The sequence below is a fragment of the Aeromonas sp. MTB genome (assembly GCF_056632455.1).
Window position 1 is genome coordinate 4,162,769 of sequence record NZ_CP147026.1, and the last position, 16,264, is coordinate 4,179,032.

Here is a 16,264-nt window from a genome sequence, read left to right on the forward strand (position 1 = left end):
CTTACCCCAAATCCTCGGCCAGTCGCAGCACCTCATCCACCGAGGTGATCCCCTGACGGGCATAATCGAGGGCAGTGAGGGCAAGCGGCCGGTAGTGTTCGTGTTGACGGGCCGCCTTGGCGAACCCTTCCGCATCGTTGCGGCGCAGGGCATCCATCATCGGCTGATCCAGCTCCAGCAGCTCGTAGACCCCGATCCGGCCGGAATAACCGGTAAAGTTGCAGCTCTGGCAACCCCGGCCCTTGTGATAGGTGTGCTGGCCAGGCGCCTCGCCGGAGAGCACGGTGAGCCAGGTGGCCTGCCCTTCGTCGGGCGCCTTCTCCTCGACGCAGTGCTCACATACCCGCCGCACCAGCCGCTGGGCGACCACAGCCCGCAGGGCGCTCGCCACCAGATAGCCGGGCGCCCCCATGTCGATAAGGCGCAAGGCACTGGTCACCGCATCGTTGGTGTGCAGTGTGGTCAGCACCAGGTGACCTGTGATGGCACCACGCAGACCGATCTCAACCGTCTCGTTGTCCCGCATCTCCCCCACCAGCAGGATGTCCGGATCCTGACGCAGGGTGGAGCGCAGCACGTTGGAGAAGGTGAGGCCGATCTTGGGGTTGACCTGCACCTGATTGACGCGGGAGAGACGATACTCCACCGGGTCTTCTACCGTGATGATCTTGTTGCTGGACTGGTTGAGCTCGGAGAGGGCGCCATAGAGGGTGGTGGTCTTGCCGCTCCCGGTCGGGCCGGTCACCAGAATCATCCCGTGCGGGCGTTTGAGCTGGCGACGGAAACGGGTCAGGATCTCAGGCGGCATGCCGGTCTCGGTCAGCGACAGGATGCCAGAGGATTGATCCAGCAGACGCATCACCACCGACTCGCCATACTGCACCGGCATGGTGGACATCCGCACGTCCACATCGCGGCCGCGCACCTTCATGTTGAAACGGCCATCCTGCGGCAAGCGCTTTTCGGAGATATCGAGCCCCGCCACCAGCTTGAGGCGCAGCACCAGCGCCTGGGCGATGCGCACCTCGTTGAGGATGTTCTCGTGGAGGATGCCGTCGATCCGTTGGCGAATACGCAGCACTTTTTCATCCGGTTCGATGTGGATATCCGACGCCCCTACCTGCACCGCATCCTCGAACAGGGAGCGCAGCAGCTTGGCCACCGTCGCCTCTCCCTCGTCGTTGGCCCCCAGATTGCTGGAGCCCAGCTCGAAGCCGGAGTCCTGATACTCCTCCTGCAGCTGTTCGGCGAAGCTCTCTATCTCGCGGGTACGGCGATAGAGGCGGTCGAAATACTCCAGCAACTGCCCTTCCCGCGCCACCGCCAGCACCATGATGCGCGGGCTGAGCAGGGCGGCGACGGCATCCAGTGCGCTCAGATCCGCCGGATCCGACATGGCCACCGTCACCTTGTCGTCGGTGAGGTTGACCGCCAGCGCCCGATAGCGACGTGCCTGCACTTCGGGCAGCAGTGGCACCGCAGCGGCGTCGATGGTCAGGTTGTTGAGATCGAAGAAGGGCACATCCAGCTGGCGGGCGAGGAACTGCAACAGCTGCACCTCGCTGATAAAGCCGAGGTCGATGAGGGTGGTGCCCAGCTTGCGGCCGGTCTGACGCTGCTGCTGCAGGGCAAGCTGCAGCTGATCATCAGAGATGATCTGCTCTTGTACCAGCAGGTCGCCGAGGCGCATTTTCAGTCTGGGTTGTGCCATGTTTGCTCCGATCTCTGTTACTTCACACCCGTTGCCGCATCCGATTCCGCTTCGCTAATCGAACCTGCTGTTTATCAAGGGGTTAGTTGGCCAATTCGTTGTTCCAGCCAGTTGGTCGATGCCTCGCCGAGGTTGCCGTGCAGCAAGGCGTTGCGATAGGCATCGAGCGCCCGCTGGCTGTGACCCTGACCATCCTCGGCCACGCCGAGGCCAAGCCACCAGCGGCCCTGATCCGGCTGCTGACGCAGCAGCTTCACATAGAGCGCCGCCGCATCGGCATTCTGGCCCAGCTCCTGAGTCAGCCCGGCCCAGGTGGCGTAGTAGTCCATGTTGCTGGCGAGATCCGGCTGATAGCCGGACAGCCAGCCAAGCGCTTGCTGCTGCTGCCCCTCGCTGATGGCAAGGCGGGCCAGTAGCAGACGAAAATCGGCCTGTTGGGGATCGAGCCGGATCCCCTCTTCCAGCAGCTGACGCGCCTCGGTCAGGCGGCCCTCGCCGTAGAGCAGCCCCGCCAGCTGCTCGCGCGCCCCCTGGTTGTAGGGATCGTGGGCCAGCACCTGATAGTAGTTGTCCTGCGCATCCCGCAGGCTTCCCTTGGCCATGGCGGTGGTCGCCTTGCGCTCCGCCAGTGCCGCCAGCTCCTTGGCCGACAGCTCGACCGTCTCGATCTTCAATACGCTCGGCTTGCGCGGCGCGCTGGCGACTGCCTGCTGCTCTGCCGCCAGTTCGGCGTAAAGCTCGGGCTGCAGCTCTTCATCGGTCGGCTCGGACTCGTCAACATCGCTGGAGGCATCAAAGGGCGCACCGTCGGCCATGCTATCCGAGTCACTCTCGCCTGCCTCATCATTCACCTCGTCCTGACTTGGCAACGGCAGCGCGGCCGCCACCTCGACCGACTCGGGCTGGCTGACTGGCGCGGCGGCCCTTGCCACAACATCGGGAGTCACAGCATCGGGGGCGATCACTTCACTGGCAGCCGTCACGGGTTGGGTCTGCTGCCAGTAGATCCAGGTTCGCCAACCGAGGATCCCCAGTGCCAGACCGCAGATCAGGGTCAGCAGCAACATCCACCATCCCTGCTGACGCGCAGGGGCAATATAGACGGCAGCTCCATCGGATCCTTGCTGACGCTGATCCAGATCTTTCAGCATCTGGTTAATGACGCTCATGGCCAGACTCCATAAGCCAGGGCGCACCCCAGCAACAGTAACAGGGGCCACCAGCGCCGTGGCGCAAAGCGGCTGGCATCGTCGGTATCGCGAATGGCAAGCCGGACCAGACGACTGTCGATCTGACGCACACCCTGACCATAGGCCAGCATCAGGCACTTCTGCGCCAGGATATTGATAAGTCTCGGGATCCCTCGCGATGCGCGCCACAACAGACGCATGGCTCGACCTGCGAACAGCGGTGCCCCGCGATACCCGGAGACCTGCAATCTGTGCTCCAGATAGGCGCGAGTCTCGTCAAAACGCAGCGCCCGCAGGCAGTAGGAGAAGCCAATCCGCTGGCGCAGTTGGCGCAGATGCGGCTTGGCCAGTCTGGCATCTAGCTCCGGCTGGCCGAACAGCACGATCTGCAGCAGCTTGCTCGATTCGGTCTCGAGATTGCCGAACAGGCGGATCGCCTCCAGCGTCTCGTCCGGCAGCGCTTGCGCCTCGTCGATCAGCACCACCACCCGGCTGCCCTGCTGGTGCAGACTGATCAGGTGACGATGGATACGATCGGTCAGATCCAGCTCGCTCTGATCCCGTACCGCCAACCCCAGCTCCAGCGCCAGCGCGATGCGCAGTTCGGCCGGAGTGAGGTGGGGATTGGGCAACCAGGCAAGCCGCACCGGACGCGCTTCCGAGCCCAGCTCGCTGAGCAACTTGCGGCAGAGCAGGGTCTTGCCGGTACCCACCTCGCCGGTCACCTTGATAAAGCCCTCCCCCTGCGCCAGCGCCCAGTTCAACACCTGCAGCGCCTCTTCGTGAGGCGGCAGGCCGTAGTAGAAGCCGGTATTGGGGGTGAGGCTGAACGGCGCCTCCTGCAGGCCGAAGTGGGTCAGGTACATGAGATCTCACCTGCCACGACAAGCAAGCAGCCTGTGCTGGCAAGGCAGCACAGGCCGTTCGGGATAAGGGTGACCGCATCTGGTGTCATGGGTCAGCCCTTGGCCGGATACCACTTGTCGAGCAGCTCGGAGGAGCGTTGCAGCTCGTTTTGCCAGGTATCTTTCTCCACCACGGTCGGTTTGAGCATGATCACCAGCTCCACCTTCTTGGTGCTCTCGCGGCGGTTGGTAAAGGCTTCGCCCACCCAGGGAATATCCCCCAGCAGCGGCACCTTGCTGACGATCTCCTGCTTGTCGGTCTTCATCAGACCGCCGATAACGATGATGTCACCGTTATTGGCCTGCACCACGGTATCCGACTCGCGGATCGAGCTCTTGGCGAGCGGCAGTTGCAACTTGCCACCCGAGGTACCCATGTCGATCACCTTGTTTTGCTCTTCGGTATCGATAACCGAGGGATGGATATGCAGCAGCACCTTCCCCTCTTCATCGATCTGCGGCGTTACGTCCAGTGCGATACCGGAGAAGAAGGGGGTCAGCTCCACGTTAGGTGTCTTGTCTGTGCCCGTCGAGGTAGTGGTAATAGTGGTGGACGCATTGGTGACGTAATACTCGTCCGTCCCCACCTTGATCACCGCCTTCTGGTTGTTGGTTGCGGTGACACGGGGACTGGAGAGGGTATTCACATCGCCCTGGGTCTTGAGCAGGTTGACCGCCACATTGAAGTTGCCGTCAGAGATCTTGAAACCGGCGCCGCCCCCCAGCGCACTGAAGATCTGGTTGGGGGTGCTAGGCAGCTGAGTATTGGCAAGCGACTGCCCACCGGTAATCCCCTTGTTGCCATCCCAGCTGGCAGAAAGACCGCTCCAGTCCACCCCCTGCTCATACCCTTCATTGAGAGCAACTTCGATGATCCGCGCCTCCAGCACCACCTGCCGCTTGAGGTGACTCTCGGACTGGGTCAGGAATTCACGCACCGCCTTGAGCTCTTTCGGGTAGGCGCGAATGGTGACCAGACCTGCCTGCGGGCTGGTGATCACGGCGCGACCGTCACCCGTGCCAATCAGGGTCTGCAGGGAGTCGCGCAGATCAGTCCAGTAGTCGCTGTTGGTGTCGGTTTCGATACGGGTGCCGTTGTTGTTGTCACCGCTCGAGTTGTTGCTGGTTGAGCTGTTGCTGCCGCTGTTGTTGTTCGACGCACTGTCAAAACTGCTGTCGCTGCTGTTATTGCTGTCATTGGCCGTCACCCCGCCGGTGCTGACCGAGGTGCGGGAGAGGCCACGGCGGGACATCATCAGATAGTTGACCGGGATGGTTTCGGTGCGCAGACCCGCCGGATAGATATGGAAGACATTGCCCTTGCGCTGCACGTCGAAGCCGTACATGTCGCCCACCACCGCCAGCACCTCCGGCAGAGTCACATCCTTGAGCTCGACGGAGACCAGCCCGGCCACCCCGGGGTGAACCGCCACGCTGTAGCGGGAGCCCTTGAACAGGGAACCGAAAAACTCCACCGCCTCCACGTCGTGAGCCGCGATACGCAGCCGCTTCTCCGGCATGCCGACCGGCATCTGCGGCCGGTTCAGCTGCAGCAATTCACTTTGCACCGATTTGGGCAACGCGGTCAGCGGGGCAGCCTGTTTCTGCTGTTCGTTCATGGCCTGTTTGAGGGCATCCTTGGCCTGGGTCGGCTCGGGGTGCTGATACGTGGTACAGCCTGCAGCCATCATGGCCACGGAGATCAGACAGAGACGGTGTTTTTTCATGTAATTAGGGCACCCTGACTTGCAATTAAACTCGATAAAGCCGATTCACCTCTCGAGAGGCAAGCACGACTCAAACCCGGATCTTGCTGGCAAACAGTGTTACCGCATGGCGTTTTCCCGCCTTTTCCAGCACCACGGCATCGGCATTGATGGCCACCAGCGTATAGCCGTCCACCTGTTGTCCGACCCGATAACTCTTGCCATTGAGTACCGCCAGTGCCGGGCCATTGCCCAGCACCACACTCTGCAGCTTCGGCAAACCGGCACTGCTCTCGCCGGTCGCACGGGCGCCAGCCGCCACGTCCGCCAGCGGCGCGGTGGGATCCTGCAATACCTCGACCTGCTCCGCCTGTACCAGCAAGCTGAACAGGCAACAGCACAACGCAAACACTCTAGCCACGGATAAACTCCTTGCTGGTACTCAGGGTGTAGATCTCCATCTCCACCACCGCGCCGGGATAGGCTTTGACCTGATAGTCGAACTGCTTCCAGTAGAAGTGACGCGGCAAGGCTTCCAGCGCTTTAAGATATTGATACACATCGAAATAGCCGCCTTCAAGCTGAAGCCGGATACCATGCTTGTAGAGATTGACCTTCTGCTCTCCCGCCATCAGCGGGGTCGGCTCCAGCGAACTGAGCGCCAGCATGTGAAGGTTGGCGGAGCGGGAGAGCAGCGCCTCCAGCACCAGCGGCATCTCGTGCGCCGGGATCAGATCGACGGTCTGGGCCTTCAGCTCATCGTCGATCCGGGCCAGATCCGCTTCGACCTGCGCCAGCTGGTCGCGAACTCCCTGATTGGGATCCCGCTTGAGCCGGGCCTGCTTGCCGAGGTTTTCCAGCTCCATGATCTCGAGGTCACGCTCGGCGGCACTCAGGGCCATGCGATCCTGCTGCAGGCGAGTATCAGCGCCATCGAGCCAGCCGTAGAGTCCAGCCGCGCCCAGCAGCACCAGACCAGTCAGCAGGATCAACACCCGCTCCCGCTGGCTCAACACGGCGATACGCTGGCCCCATGCCTGCCATTGTGCTTTCAGGTTCATCAGGGTTTCTCCCGCGCAATGCCGCTCAACTGGAAGGTCAGACGACCCTCCTTGTCACGGCCGAGGGTCAGTTCACCAAACTCCTTGCCCACCAGACTCGGGGTCTGCTTGAAGCGGTTGACCCAGGCCGGCACATCCTGACTGCGTCCGGCAAAGCCGGAGAGGTTGATCCGCCCTTCGTTGATCTCGATGCGCTGCAACGAGAGGTTGCGGTTGCGAATGCGGGAGAGATCCGCCATCACGCTGGCGTAGCCCTGGGATTTTTGCAGGGTCAGGCTGCCCAATTGGCGCATCAGCCCCTGTTTGGCCGTCAGCTCATCCTGCTTGTTGACCAGTTGCTGTTGCAGCCGGGGATCTGCCTGATGGCGCGCCAGCTCGGCATCGAGCCGCTGCGCCTCGCTGCGCTTGAGTTCCAGCTCGGCAGAGCGCTGCGCCAGCTCCCGGCTGACCTGCTGCTGCTGCCAGCTGTAACCGACACCCGTCAACAGGATCAGCAGCAGCGCAAAGCCCCATACCAGCGCCATCTGATTGAGGCTGGCCCACTGCCGCTTGGGGCGAAACTCGGCGCCATAGAGGTTTATCTGACGTTTCATCACGCATCCTCCCCGATGGCGGCTGCGTAGGCAGAAAGGTATTCGACGCCAGCCAGCAACATTGTCTTGTTGACCATGGCAGCAAGGGGGAATAACACTCTCATTGATCATCCCCCAATGCGGCAGCATAAGCCGAGAGGTATTCGACGCCGGCCAGCACCGCCTTGTTGGCCATGGCGGAGACGGCAAAGCCGAAGGTCTGCTCCATGTGGCGCACCAGGGTACCGATAAAGGGCGAGGCGACGGCGAACTGCATCTGCCCCAGCTCGGGCAATTTCAGCTGGCCCGCCAGATAGTCGAGGGAGCGCTGGATCTCCAGCGCCAGTGAATCGAGCAGCATGCTGTCCGGCTCATGTTCGCCAGTCAGGCTGGTAAAACCGCGCAGCTGGCGGGAGAAGCAGAGCCCGCCCTGATGGAAGACCAGCAGTTGCAGATCCTGCCCCTTGGGCTGCCACAGCAGCATGCGCACCGTGTCATCCGCGTCATAGAGAGAGGTGAGCGCCAATTCGTCGCTGATGATGGATTGCAGGGTAGCGATGCCATTGATGGCATCGGCCAGCTGTTGCACCCGGCTCTTGGGCAAGCAGATCACATTGATGCGCGGACGACCGGCAGGCGGGGTGGGCAAGTCCACATAATCCATCGCCAGTTGCAGCACGGGTTCGCTGACATAGTCCTTGATGGCCCAGGGGAGCGCCCCCGCCATCTCGGCGTCAGGCACGGCAGGCTTGTCGATCTGGATCTGTTGATAAAGGCTGGCGGCGAGGGCCACCCGCACCGTAGACTTGGCCAGCCCATGACGGCTGAACAGCTCGTTCATGGCCACTGCCCACTCCTGTGGGCCGTTGATGGTGCGCGTCGCGAAGACGGGGGGATTGCCCACCGCAGCCAGCATGATCCTGTCATTGGCCAGCAAGAGCCCGACCTGGCGGCTTGGCGTCGACCGTCTGAACAGTTGTTTCATGTAAGCCCGCCCATCAATAGTGATTAAATGTATGAAATATTAACATAAACAGCAGATTAGCCTCCAGATTAAAAGACGGACTCACCATTGCAAGCCAGCCTTTCCGCCGAGTCAGAGGGTCAAGCCATCCTCCCTTCCCCCCTGCAACGCCTCCACCATCCGTTGCTGACCCGCTATGGCGTCGAGCTGTGGTGCAAGCGGGATGATCTGATCCATCCGGCCATCTCCGGCAACAAGTGGCGCAAGCTCAAGTACCACCTGCGGCATGCCAAAGAGCATCGCAAACGGCATCTGCTCTCGTTTGGCGGCGCCTACTCCAATCATATCCACGCGCTGGCGGCAGCGGGGTGCCAATCTGGTCTTCGTACTACCGGTATCATACGGGGCGAATATGACGCCGTCAGTAACTCTACCCTGCGGGATGCCCGGCGCTGGGGCATGGATCTCGTTTTTGTCGACCGCCAGAGTTACCGGCGACGGCAGGCTCCCGACTGGCTGGCCCAATTCGATGCCCCCGATACCCTGATCGTGCCGGAAGGGGGCAGCAGCCCGCTGGCCATACCCGGCGTGGCGGAACTGGTCGACGAAGTGCCCTTCTCGCCGGATCTCTGGGTACTGCCCTGCGCCAGCGGCGGCACTCTGGCGGGCCTGATCGCTGGCAAACGGGATCGGGAGCAGATCCTCGCCATTGCGGTACTGAAAGGAGGCGGCTTTATCGCTGACGAGGTGTGTCGCCTCCATCCCGCGGCTGCTCATATCCCCGGCTGGCGCATCGCGCTCGATCACCACGATGGTGGCTATGCCAAGTTCAGCCCGACCCTCTGGCAGTGGGTGCAGGATTTCAGCGCCACGACCGATCTGCCCCTTGAGCCTATCTACAGCGGCAAGGCAATGTGGGGTCTGTTTCGCGAGCTGGCGGCGGGCCGCATCGCCACCGGCAGCAAAATCGTCTTTATCCACACCGGCGGCATGCAAGGGCTCGCCGGGCTGCGGGAGCAGGGGCGACTGTGATCCCCGCCTGACGGCAACCGCAAACAGCATCGCAAACAACAGAGGGTCGCCCCAAGGCGACCCTCTCTCGTTTATCTCACTCACCAGCCGGTTCCAGCACCAGACGCTGGGGCTCGGCAAACCAGGGCCCCTGCCCGGCATGCACCCCGAGGTGGCGCAGCATCTTCCACTCGTCGCCACTCTCCACCCCCACTGCCAGCACCCGGGTGCGAGTATTGGCGCAGCCGCCGACCAGACTGCGGACCGCCATCTGGTTGACCTGACGGGCATGGATCTCCCGCACCAGGCTGGGGTGCAGCTTGAGGAAGTTGATCTCGAACTCCTTGATGTACTGGGTGCTCACCACATCCTGACCGGCATGATCGATGGCCAGCTGGCAACCCAGCATCCGCAAGGAGCGCAGCGGCCGCTTGAGCGCCTCGAAGTGGCGGGTCACCTGGGATTCGGAGAGTTGCAGGATCAGCCGCTCGTTGGTGCTGCGCGGCAGCTGGAACAGGGCGAAGAAGAGCCAGCGCTGGAACTCGCGGTTGAGCAGGCTCTGGGCACTGAGGGTCAGGCTGATGGGGCAGCTCTGCTCGGATCGTTGGCGCAGCAGAGTGAGAGTGCGCTCCGCCACCAGCCGATCCAGTTGCAGCAACAAGCCCACCTTCTCCGCCATCGGCATGAAGATCCCCGCCTGCAAAGCCCGCCCCTGCTCGTCGTGCAGATAGGTGAGCAGCTCCTGCTGCAACACCACCTGCCCCCGATCCTGCTGGATCGGCTGGGTATAAAATTCGATGCCGTGCTCTTCGAGACGGCGGCTGATCAGGGTGCGCCAGCGTACCGTGCCCTTGCTGCTTTGTTCCTCATCCAGCTGCTTCTCGTAGAGGAACCAGCCGTTGTGCCCCTGCAGACGAGCGCTCTTGAGGGCCAGCTCCGCCTCCTCCTGCACCTTGAGCAGGCTGTCTTGTGCCTGATAACAGACTGCGCCGAGATAGACCGCCGTCTCCGGATTGACCTCCTGCGGCCAGTGCAGCCGTTGCAGGCTCTTGAGCAGCTGGCTGGCGCTATCCACCATCTCGCTCTCGGACATGTTGGGCAGCAATACCGCAAAAACCTGACCGGCGTAGCGGGCCTGCAGGGCACCGTTGTGTTTGCGCACGAAGGCACCTATGGTGGCGCTCGCCTCCATCATCAAATCGTGCCCCAGCAGCTCGAACTGATCGGCCTCCAGCTCCTCCAGACAGGCGAGATCGATCAACAGCACGCCGCCGCTCATCACGCTCGCCTCCATGATGGCGCTCTCCAGCCGGTTGTCGAAAAACAGCCGGTTGCCGATGCCGGTCATCTTGTCGACGAAGGCGTTGCTGCGAATGAAGTTGTCGAAGCGGCTGCGCTCCTTGCGGGCATCCGCCAGCTCGGCGAGCAGATGATCGAGGGCCTGACTGGCGGCCACCGGCCACTCTTCGCCGGGGTCATGACTCAGTTTGGAGAGTTTGTCATCGAGGATAAGCTGGGCGCGAATGCCCAGCAGCTCGGCCCCGCGCAGCTGCTGGCGTAGCCAGCGGATGGAGTACCAGAGACCGAACACCACGATAAAGATGCCCAGCGAGATGCCGGACATCGCCTTGATGGAGTATTCCGCCTCCTTGAAGGGGCGCTCCAGTTTGAAGTTGGCCTGCATGCCGGCCTGATGGGGCAGCGGGTGGCTGTATGGCACCAGCAGCTGCTCGTCGACCGGATTGCGCACATCGCGGAACCAGTAGACCCGCTGGTTATTCTGGCGCACCTCCAGCTCGACCACATGGGCAGCCCGCAGCAGGGTAGGCAGCCAGTGGCTCATATCCTCCATGTCGTGAGCAACATCGAGCTGCTTGTCGATCACTTCGACCAGCGCATCGACCTTCTTTTGCTGCAACTCCATGCCCAGCTCGCGAAAGCTGAACACCCCGCCAATCAGCACGGTCGCCATGGCTGCGATCACGCAAAGGGTGATAAATGAGACAAGCTGTGTAGTAAGTTTCATGCGCCTTTCCGTATGCCCAGCATCATCCATGTCGCCTCATGGTAGCAGCGGCGATCGGGCCACAGCTATGGATGAAGATCCCGCTTCTGCAATTTAAGCGGGCAAGCATAACCCAAAGCAGAGGGAGAATACCAAAGATGACGGGCTACAGACGCGGGAAAGGGCGGGATGACAGACAGAAAAATGGTCCCTCAAAGGGGACCAAAAGGAACACTCATATCAAAACTAACACTCTGTGCTACTGACAAAAAACAGATACAGGAGTATTGAACACACGGTGAGTCAAACCGCAGGGCTACTCTAATGCAGTTCGGATAAGCTGAGCAATTGTCATTTATGACAGGTCAGCGATTGAATCTAGCCAAAGTTAATAATAAACACATTTAAAATCATGCAGTTAAAAAATCAATCAACAAGTGTGACAAGTCGGACTCAAATTGATTGCACTAATGCTCTATGATGGCTAAGTCCATTTGTGTCTCATGAAACTGGCAGGTACTTCCTTTGCGTAAATCACCCGTCTGGATCGCTCTGTTGCTGTTCGTCCTGCCTGTCGTGGGCAGCCAGTTTCTCGGCCTGTGGTTTGCCAAGCCGATGGCCTTTCATATGCTGGAAGAGAAGGTTGCCGAGCTCAAGGGAGCCATGGCAGTACGCCACCTGGAGCTGGATGCTGCCATCAACAAACAACTGGCACAATTTGAGTTCAACTGTGGCGCCAAAGACATGGAGCTGCTGCGCGATCCGCGCTTCTACAGCGCTCATATCCGCCTGCAAGGGCTGGAGCTCGCCTCCGGCAACAGCTGTTCCAGCCTGGGGGTGGAGATCCCGCTGATCAAAGAGCTCCAGAACAGCGGGCAGAAGTTTGGCAAGCTGGGGATCACCGCCACAGTGGCCAAATACAATACCGAGCAGGAGCTGATGGCCTTTTACCGATCCGGTGACAACCTCGCCTACTGGGTGCTGGATAACAGCTGGAGCCACGACCTGCTGCAACACCCCTGCAGCCACTGCTTCTATCTGGAGTTCAGCCGACAGGATGCCGATGCAAGCACAGTCCACTTTCCCCGTGGCGACAAGGAGATCAAACAGGAAGAGAGCAATATCAGCCTCAGTTTCTTCGATCCCAATGAACTCACCAAACAGACGGTCTGGGCGGGAAAAGCGCTGGAGCAATATGCCCATGACCAACTCAATCACTACGGTCTCTGGTTCGGTATCGCGCTCGGTACCCTGTTAAGCGTCACATACTGGCTGCTGCGCAGCTATCGGCGCTCCCTCAAGGGACTGCTGCAAACAGGATTGATCCGCAAGGAATTTATTCCCCTCTACCAGCCGATAGTGGATGCCCGTACCCACCAAGTGGTGGGATTCGAGGCGCTGCTGCGCTGGCAGCGTGGAAACGAGCTGATCCCTCCGGGCACCTTTATCGAATATGCAGAGGAGCAGGGGCTGATCCTGCCGATGACCGAACAGTTGCTGGAGCAGGTGATCACCGACCTGCCGCAGCTGGCGCCAGAGCAGTGGGTCAGCGTCAATCTGGTGGCGGCCCATATCGAGCAGCCCCTGCTGCGCACCCTGCTCGCTCACAGCCAAAACCCCTCACCCGCACGGCTCACCTTCGAGCTGACGGAGCGCAAGCCGATCCTCGACATCAAGGCGGCCACCGAGGAGATCACCCTGCTGCAACAAATGGGGTATCACTTCAAGCTGGATGATTTCGGTACCGGCTACGGCGGCTTTGCCTACCTGCAGAGCCTGGGGATCCGCCAGATCAAGATCGACAAGATGTTCGTCGATACCATAGGCACCAACGACCTCAAGCGCAGCGTGCTGGATGCCATCATCGTCTTCGGTCGGGAATCGGGCATGGAGATGATCGCCGAAGGGGTCGAGAGCCAGCTGCAGGTCGACTATCTGAGCCAGCACGGCGTCTATCTGATCCAGGGCTACTTCTTCGGTAAACCCATGCCGCTGAAGATACTGACCCACTGGCAACGGGAGTGGCAGTTGCAACACCAGCAGGCCAGCTAACGCAGATATGGCAGGATCTGGCCGTGAAACGGTTTGGCTAGCAGCTCGACATCATCAGGTTGATGCTGGCGGTAGCGCCGTAACCCTGCCCGGCCATCAGGCGGGTAAATCCCCCTGCAGACCCAGGCCCGGCTCAGTGGTGAAGTCGAACCACCTCCTGCCACCCCTTATTTACATTCAGCAACAAAATGATCTGCCCTGACGGGGATAACAACCTTTATCATAAGGAGCCGGTTATTGCGCAACCGATAACCGAGCAGCCTGTTTATGTCATCCGGTCGTCAAGACCCCCAATAGAGAACCATTGCCTATGAAGACAGTTATCCGGCAAGAGATTGCCCTGCCCGTTGGCCTGCTGACCCTGCTCTTTTTCAAGACCCAGGGCAGTGACCTGCTGACAGAGACAACTCCGCTCGGGATCTATCTTCCGGTTTCAGCGGCACTACTGGCCATCGTCACCTGGGCCATCTTCTCGGTCGTGCGCCACTCCGATGCCCTCGCCATCAAGCTGGGCGAGCCCTTCGGCACCCTGATCCTCACCCTCTCGGTCATCTCGCTGGAGGTGGTGATGATCTCCTCGGTGATGCTGACCGGCGAGCCCAACCCCACCATGGCCCGCGATACCATGTTTGCGGTAGTGATGCTGGTGAGTACCGGTCTGGTGGGCTTCACCCTGCTGTTTGGCGGCTGGCGCTACCACACCCAGAGCTTCAATCTGGACGGAGTGAAATCCTATCTGGTGGCCATCATCCCGCTGGCCCTGCTCTGTCTGGTGCTGCCCAACTTCACCGAGGGTGGTGCAATCGGCAGTATGTCGCGCGCCATGTCGTGGATGCTGATCATCATCTCGATCCTGCTCTACGGGGTCTTTCTGCTGATCCAGACCCGCAGCCACAGCCACTTCTTCGTCGACAGCGATCACGAGGACTACGAGGAGCACCACGGCCCGCTGCAGAGCAACGTCTATCACACCATCCTGCTGCTCGCCTACCTGCTGGTAGTGATCCTGCTTGCCAAGACCCTGGCCATCCCCATCAACTACGGGGTGCATGTCATGGACGCGCCCGCCGCACTGGGCGGCTTTATCGTCGCCTGCATCGTGCTGGCCCCCGAAGCAGTCGGCGCCATCAAGGCCGCCTTCAACAACCAGCTGCAGCGGGCCATGAACCTCTACTTCGGCTCTGTGCTGGCCACCATCGCCCTCACCGTGCCTGCCGTGCTCTTTATCGGCTCAATGCTGGATCAGGAGGTGCGCCTCGGCCTCTCCCCCGCCGATATGGTGCTGCTGGTCACGACTTTGATGGTCTGTAAAGTAACCTTCAGCAGCGGCCGCACCAATGTGCTCCATGGAGCGACCCATCTGGTGTTGTTTGTGGTCTATCTGTTCCTGATGTTCGAACACGAATAACTGCGTTAAACCAACGTCAGACACGCAAAGACCGCCCGATTGGGCGGTCTTTTGTTATCGGCTCCCGGCCCTCACCGGCGCCAGTGAAGCGGCGTCCCCCTCAACCCCAACCCTTCTCCCGCCAGGAGAGAAGGGTAATCAAGGCTTACAGACTGGGCAGCACCCCGGCCGGGATCAGGTCGTTGTAGCTGGCACGGCCCAGCAGGGCGGCGGCAGCTTCTATATCCGGCGCGAAGTACCTGTCTTTGTCGTAGAAGCTCACCTCTGTCCGCAGTCGTCCCTTGGCCAGCTCGATCAGCTCGGTACTGCGCAACGGTGCACGAAAATCGAGCCCCTGTGCCGCCGCCAGCAGTTCGACTGCCAGAATGCCGCGGGTATTCTCGGCCATGTCAGCCAATCGACGACCGGCGAAGGTCGCCATGGAGACGTGATCCTCCTGATTGGCGGAAGTGGGCAGGCTATCCACCGAAGCGGGATGGGCCAGAGTCTTGTTCTCGGAGGCGAGCGCCGCCGAGGTGACCTGAGCGATCATAAAGCCGGAGTTGACCCCGCCGTTGTTGACCAGAAACGCCGGCAGACCGGACATCCGCGAGTCGATCAACAGCGCCATGCGCCGCTCGGAGAGCGAGCCGATTTCGGCGATAGCCAGCGCCAGATTGTCGGCGGCGAAGGCCACCGGTTCTGCATGGAAGTTGCCACCGGAGAGGATCTCCTCGTCATCGGCAAACACCAGCGGGTTGTCGGAGACCGCGTTGGCCTCGCACACCAGCACCTCGGCGGCCTGACGGATCTGGGTCAGGCAAGCCCCCATCACCTGCGGCTGGCAGCGCAATGAGTAGGGATCCTGTACCTTCTCGCAGTTGTGATGGGACATGCCGATCTCGCTGCCATCCACCAGCAGGTGGCGGTAGCAGGCAGCTGCATCGATCTGGCCACGCTGACCGCGCACCTCGTGGATGCGGGCATCGAACGGCCGGCGACTGCCGAGCGCAGCCTCCACGCTCATGGCACCGATGGTGATGGCACCAGCGAACAGATCCTCGGCGTGGAACAGCCCTTCCAGCGCAAAGGCTGTGCTGGCCTGGGTGCCGTTGAGCAGCGCCAATCCTTCTTTGGGCGCCAGCGCGATAGGCTCCAGCCCGGCGATTTTCAGCGCTGTGGCGGCATCGATCAGCTCGCCCTTGTGGCGGGCCTTGCCTTCACCGATCAGCAGGCAGCTCATATGGGCTAGCGGTGCCAGATCGCCAGAGGCGCCGACGGAGCCCTTCTTCGGCACCACCGGATAGACTTCGGCGTTGATGAGGGTCATCAAGGCCTCAAGCACCGTCAGCCGGATGCCGGAGAAGCCCCGCGCCAGCGAGTTGAGCTTGAGCACCATCATCAGCCGCACGGTGGCGTCATCCATGTACTCGCCAATCCCTGCCGCATGGGAGAGCACGATGGAGCGCTGCAGCTCGTCCAGCTGCTCCACCGGAATGCGGGTGTTGGCCAACAGGCCAAAGCCGGTGTTGATGCCATACACCACCCGGTTCTGTTCGATCACCTTGGTAACCACGGCAGCGGAGGCGTGGATCCCCGGCAGGGCGGCCGGATCCAGTGAAACATGTACCGGCTCGCGGCTGACGCGGCGCAGGGTGGCAAGATCCAGCTCGCCCGGAGTAATAGTCAATTCAAACATG

The 16,264-nt window shown here is 61.1% G+C and carries 13 protein-coding genes; 3 read left to right on the plus strand and 10 right to left on the minus strand.

The window, feature by feature from the left end:
• Position 1 precedes the first annotated feature (1 nt).
• The 8 genes from mshE to WBR25_RS19080 all read right to left on the minus strand — a co-directional run bounded on the left by mshE (position 2) and on the right by WBR25_RS19080 (position 8,130).
• Complete coding sequence (gene mshE / locus WBR25_RS19045; protein WP_005348611.1) at positions 2-1,711, minus strand: MSHA fimbrial ATPase MshE; 1,710 nt, start codon at positions 1,709-1,711, stop codon at positions 2-4.
• A 74-nt stretch (positions 1,712-1,785) separates the two neighbouring features.
• Positions 1,786-2,880 carry a tetratricopeptide repeat protein gene (locus WBR25_RS19050; RefSeq protein WP_479748949.1) on the minus strand — a complete coding sequence of 365 codons (1,095 nt, stop codon included), beginning with the start codon at positions 2,878-2,880 and terminating at the stop codon, positions 1,786-1,788.
• A complete protein-coding gene (gene mshM, locus WBR25_RS19055; protein ID WP_479748951.1) occupies positions 2,877-3,767 on the minus strand; it encodes an MSHA fimbrial biogenesis protein MshM in 891 nt (296 codons plus the stop codon). Before mshM ends, WBR25_RS19050 begins: the two co-directional genes overlap by 4 nt.
• 92 nt (positions 3,768-3,859) lie before the next feature.
• A complete protein-coding gene (gene mshL, locus WBR25_RS19060) occupies positions 3,860-5,533 on the minus strand; it encodes a pilus (MSHA type) biogenesis protein MshL (protein WP_069555193.1) in 1,674 nt (557 codons plus the stop codon).
• 70 nt (positions 5,534-5,603) lie between these two features.
• Complete coding sequence (locus WBR25_RS19065; RefSeq protein ID WP_108613788.1) at positions 5,604-5,933, minus strand: SctD/MshK family protein; 330 nt, start codon at positions 5,931-5,933, stop codon at positions 5,604-5,606.
• Positions 5,926-6,573 carry a hypothetical protein gene (locus tag WBR25_RS19070; protein ID WP_005340017.1) on the minus strand — a complete coding sequence of 216 codons (648 nt, stop codon included), beginning with the start codon at positions 6,571-6,573 and terminating at the stop codon, positions 5,926-5,928. The genes WBR25_RS19065 and WBR25_RS19070 overlap by 8 nt, the downstream gene beginning before the upstream one ends.
• A complete protein-coding gene (locus tag WBR25_RS19075) occupies positions 6,573-7,166 on the minus strand; it encodes a PilN domain-containing protein (RefSeq protein WP_479748953.1) in 594 nt (197 codons plus the stop codon). Before WBR25_RS19075 ends, WBR25_RS19070 begins: the two co-directional genes overlap by 1 nt.
• 100 nt (positions 7,167-7,266) lie before the next feature.
• Positions 7,267-8,130, minus strand: coding sequence for an MSHA biogenesis protein MshI (locus WBR25_RS19080; protein WP_167565636.1), 864 nt, complete (start codon positions 8,128-8,130; stop codon positions 7,267-7,269).
• An 87-nt stretch (positions 8,131-8,217) separates the two neighbouring features.
• Here WBR25_RS19080 and WBR25_RS19085 point away from each other — a divergent pair, with 87 nt between their 5' ends.
• Positions 8,218-9,141, plus strand: a complete 924-nt coding sequence (locus WBR25_RS19085) for a 1-aminocyclopropane-1-carboxylate deaminase/D-cysteine desulfhydrase (RefSeq protein WP_447993276.1) — start codon at positions 8,218-8,220, stop codon at positions 9,139-9,141.
• A 76-nt stretch (positions 9,142-9,217) separates the two neighbouring features.
• Here WBR25_RS19085 and WBR25_RS19090 read toward each other — a convergent pair whose 3' ends face one another.
• A complete protein-coding gene (locus tag WBR25_RS19090; protein ID WP_447993277.1) occupies positions 9,218-11,146 on the minus strand; it encodes an EAL domain-containing protein in 1,929 nt (642 codons plus the stop codon).
• Positions 11,147-11,650: 504 nt separating this feature from the next.
• Here WBR25_RS19090 and WBR25_RS19095 point away from each other — a divergent pair.
• Together WBR25_RS19095 and WBR25_RS19100 are read left to right on the plus strand one after the other, a co-directional pair.
• Positions 11,651-13,177 carry an EAL domain-containing protein gene (locus tag WBR25_RS19095; RefSeq protein WP_479748956.1) on the plus strand — a complete coding sequence of 509 codons (1,527 nt, stop codon included), beginning with the start codon at positions 11,651-11,653 and terminating at the stop codon, positions 13,175-13,177.
• A 310-nt stretch (positions 13,178-13,487) separates the two neighbouring features.
• Positions 13,488-14,585, plus strand: a complete 1,098-nt coding sequence (locus tag WBR25_RS19100) for a calcium:cation antiporter (protein ID WP_479748958.1) — start codon at positions 13,488-13,490, stop codon at positions 14,583-14,585.
• Positions 14,586-14,730: 145 nt separating this feature from the next.
• On the opposite strand, the gene hutH is transcribed toward WBR25_RS19100, so the two are convergent.
• Positions 14,731-16,263 carry a histidine ammonia-lyase gene (gene hutH, locus WBR25_RS19105; protein WP_429186642.1) on the minus strand — a complete coding sequence of 511 codons (1,533 nt, stop codon included), beginning with the start codon at positions 16,261-16,263 and terminating at the stop codon, positions 14,731-14,733.
• Between the last annotated feature and the right edge of the window lies 1 nt (position 16,264).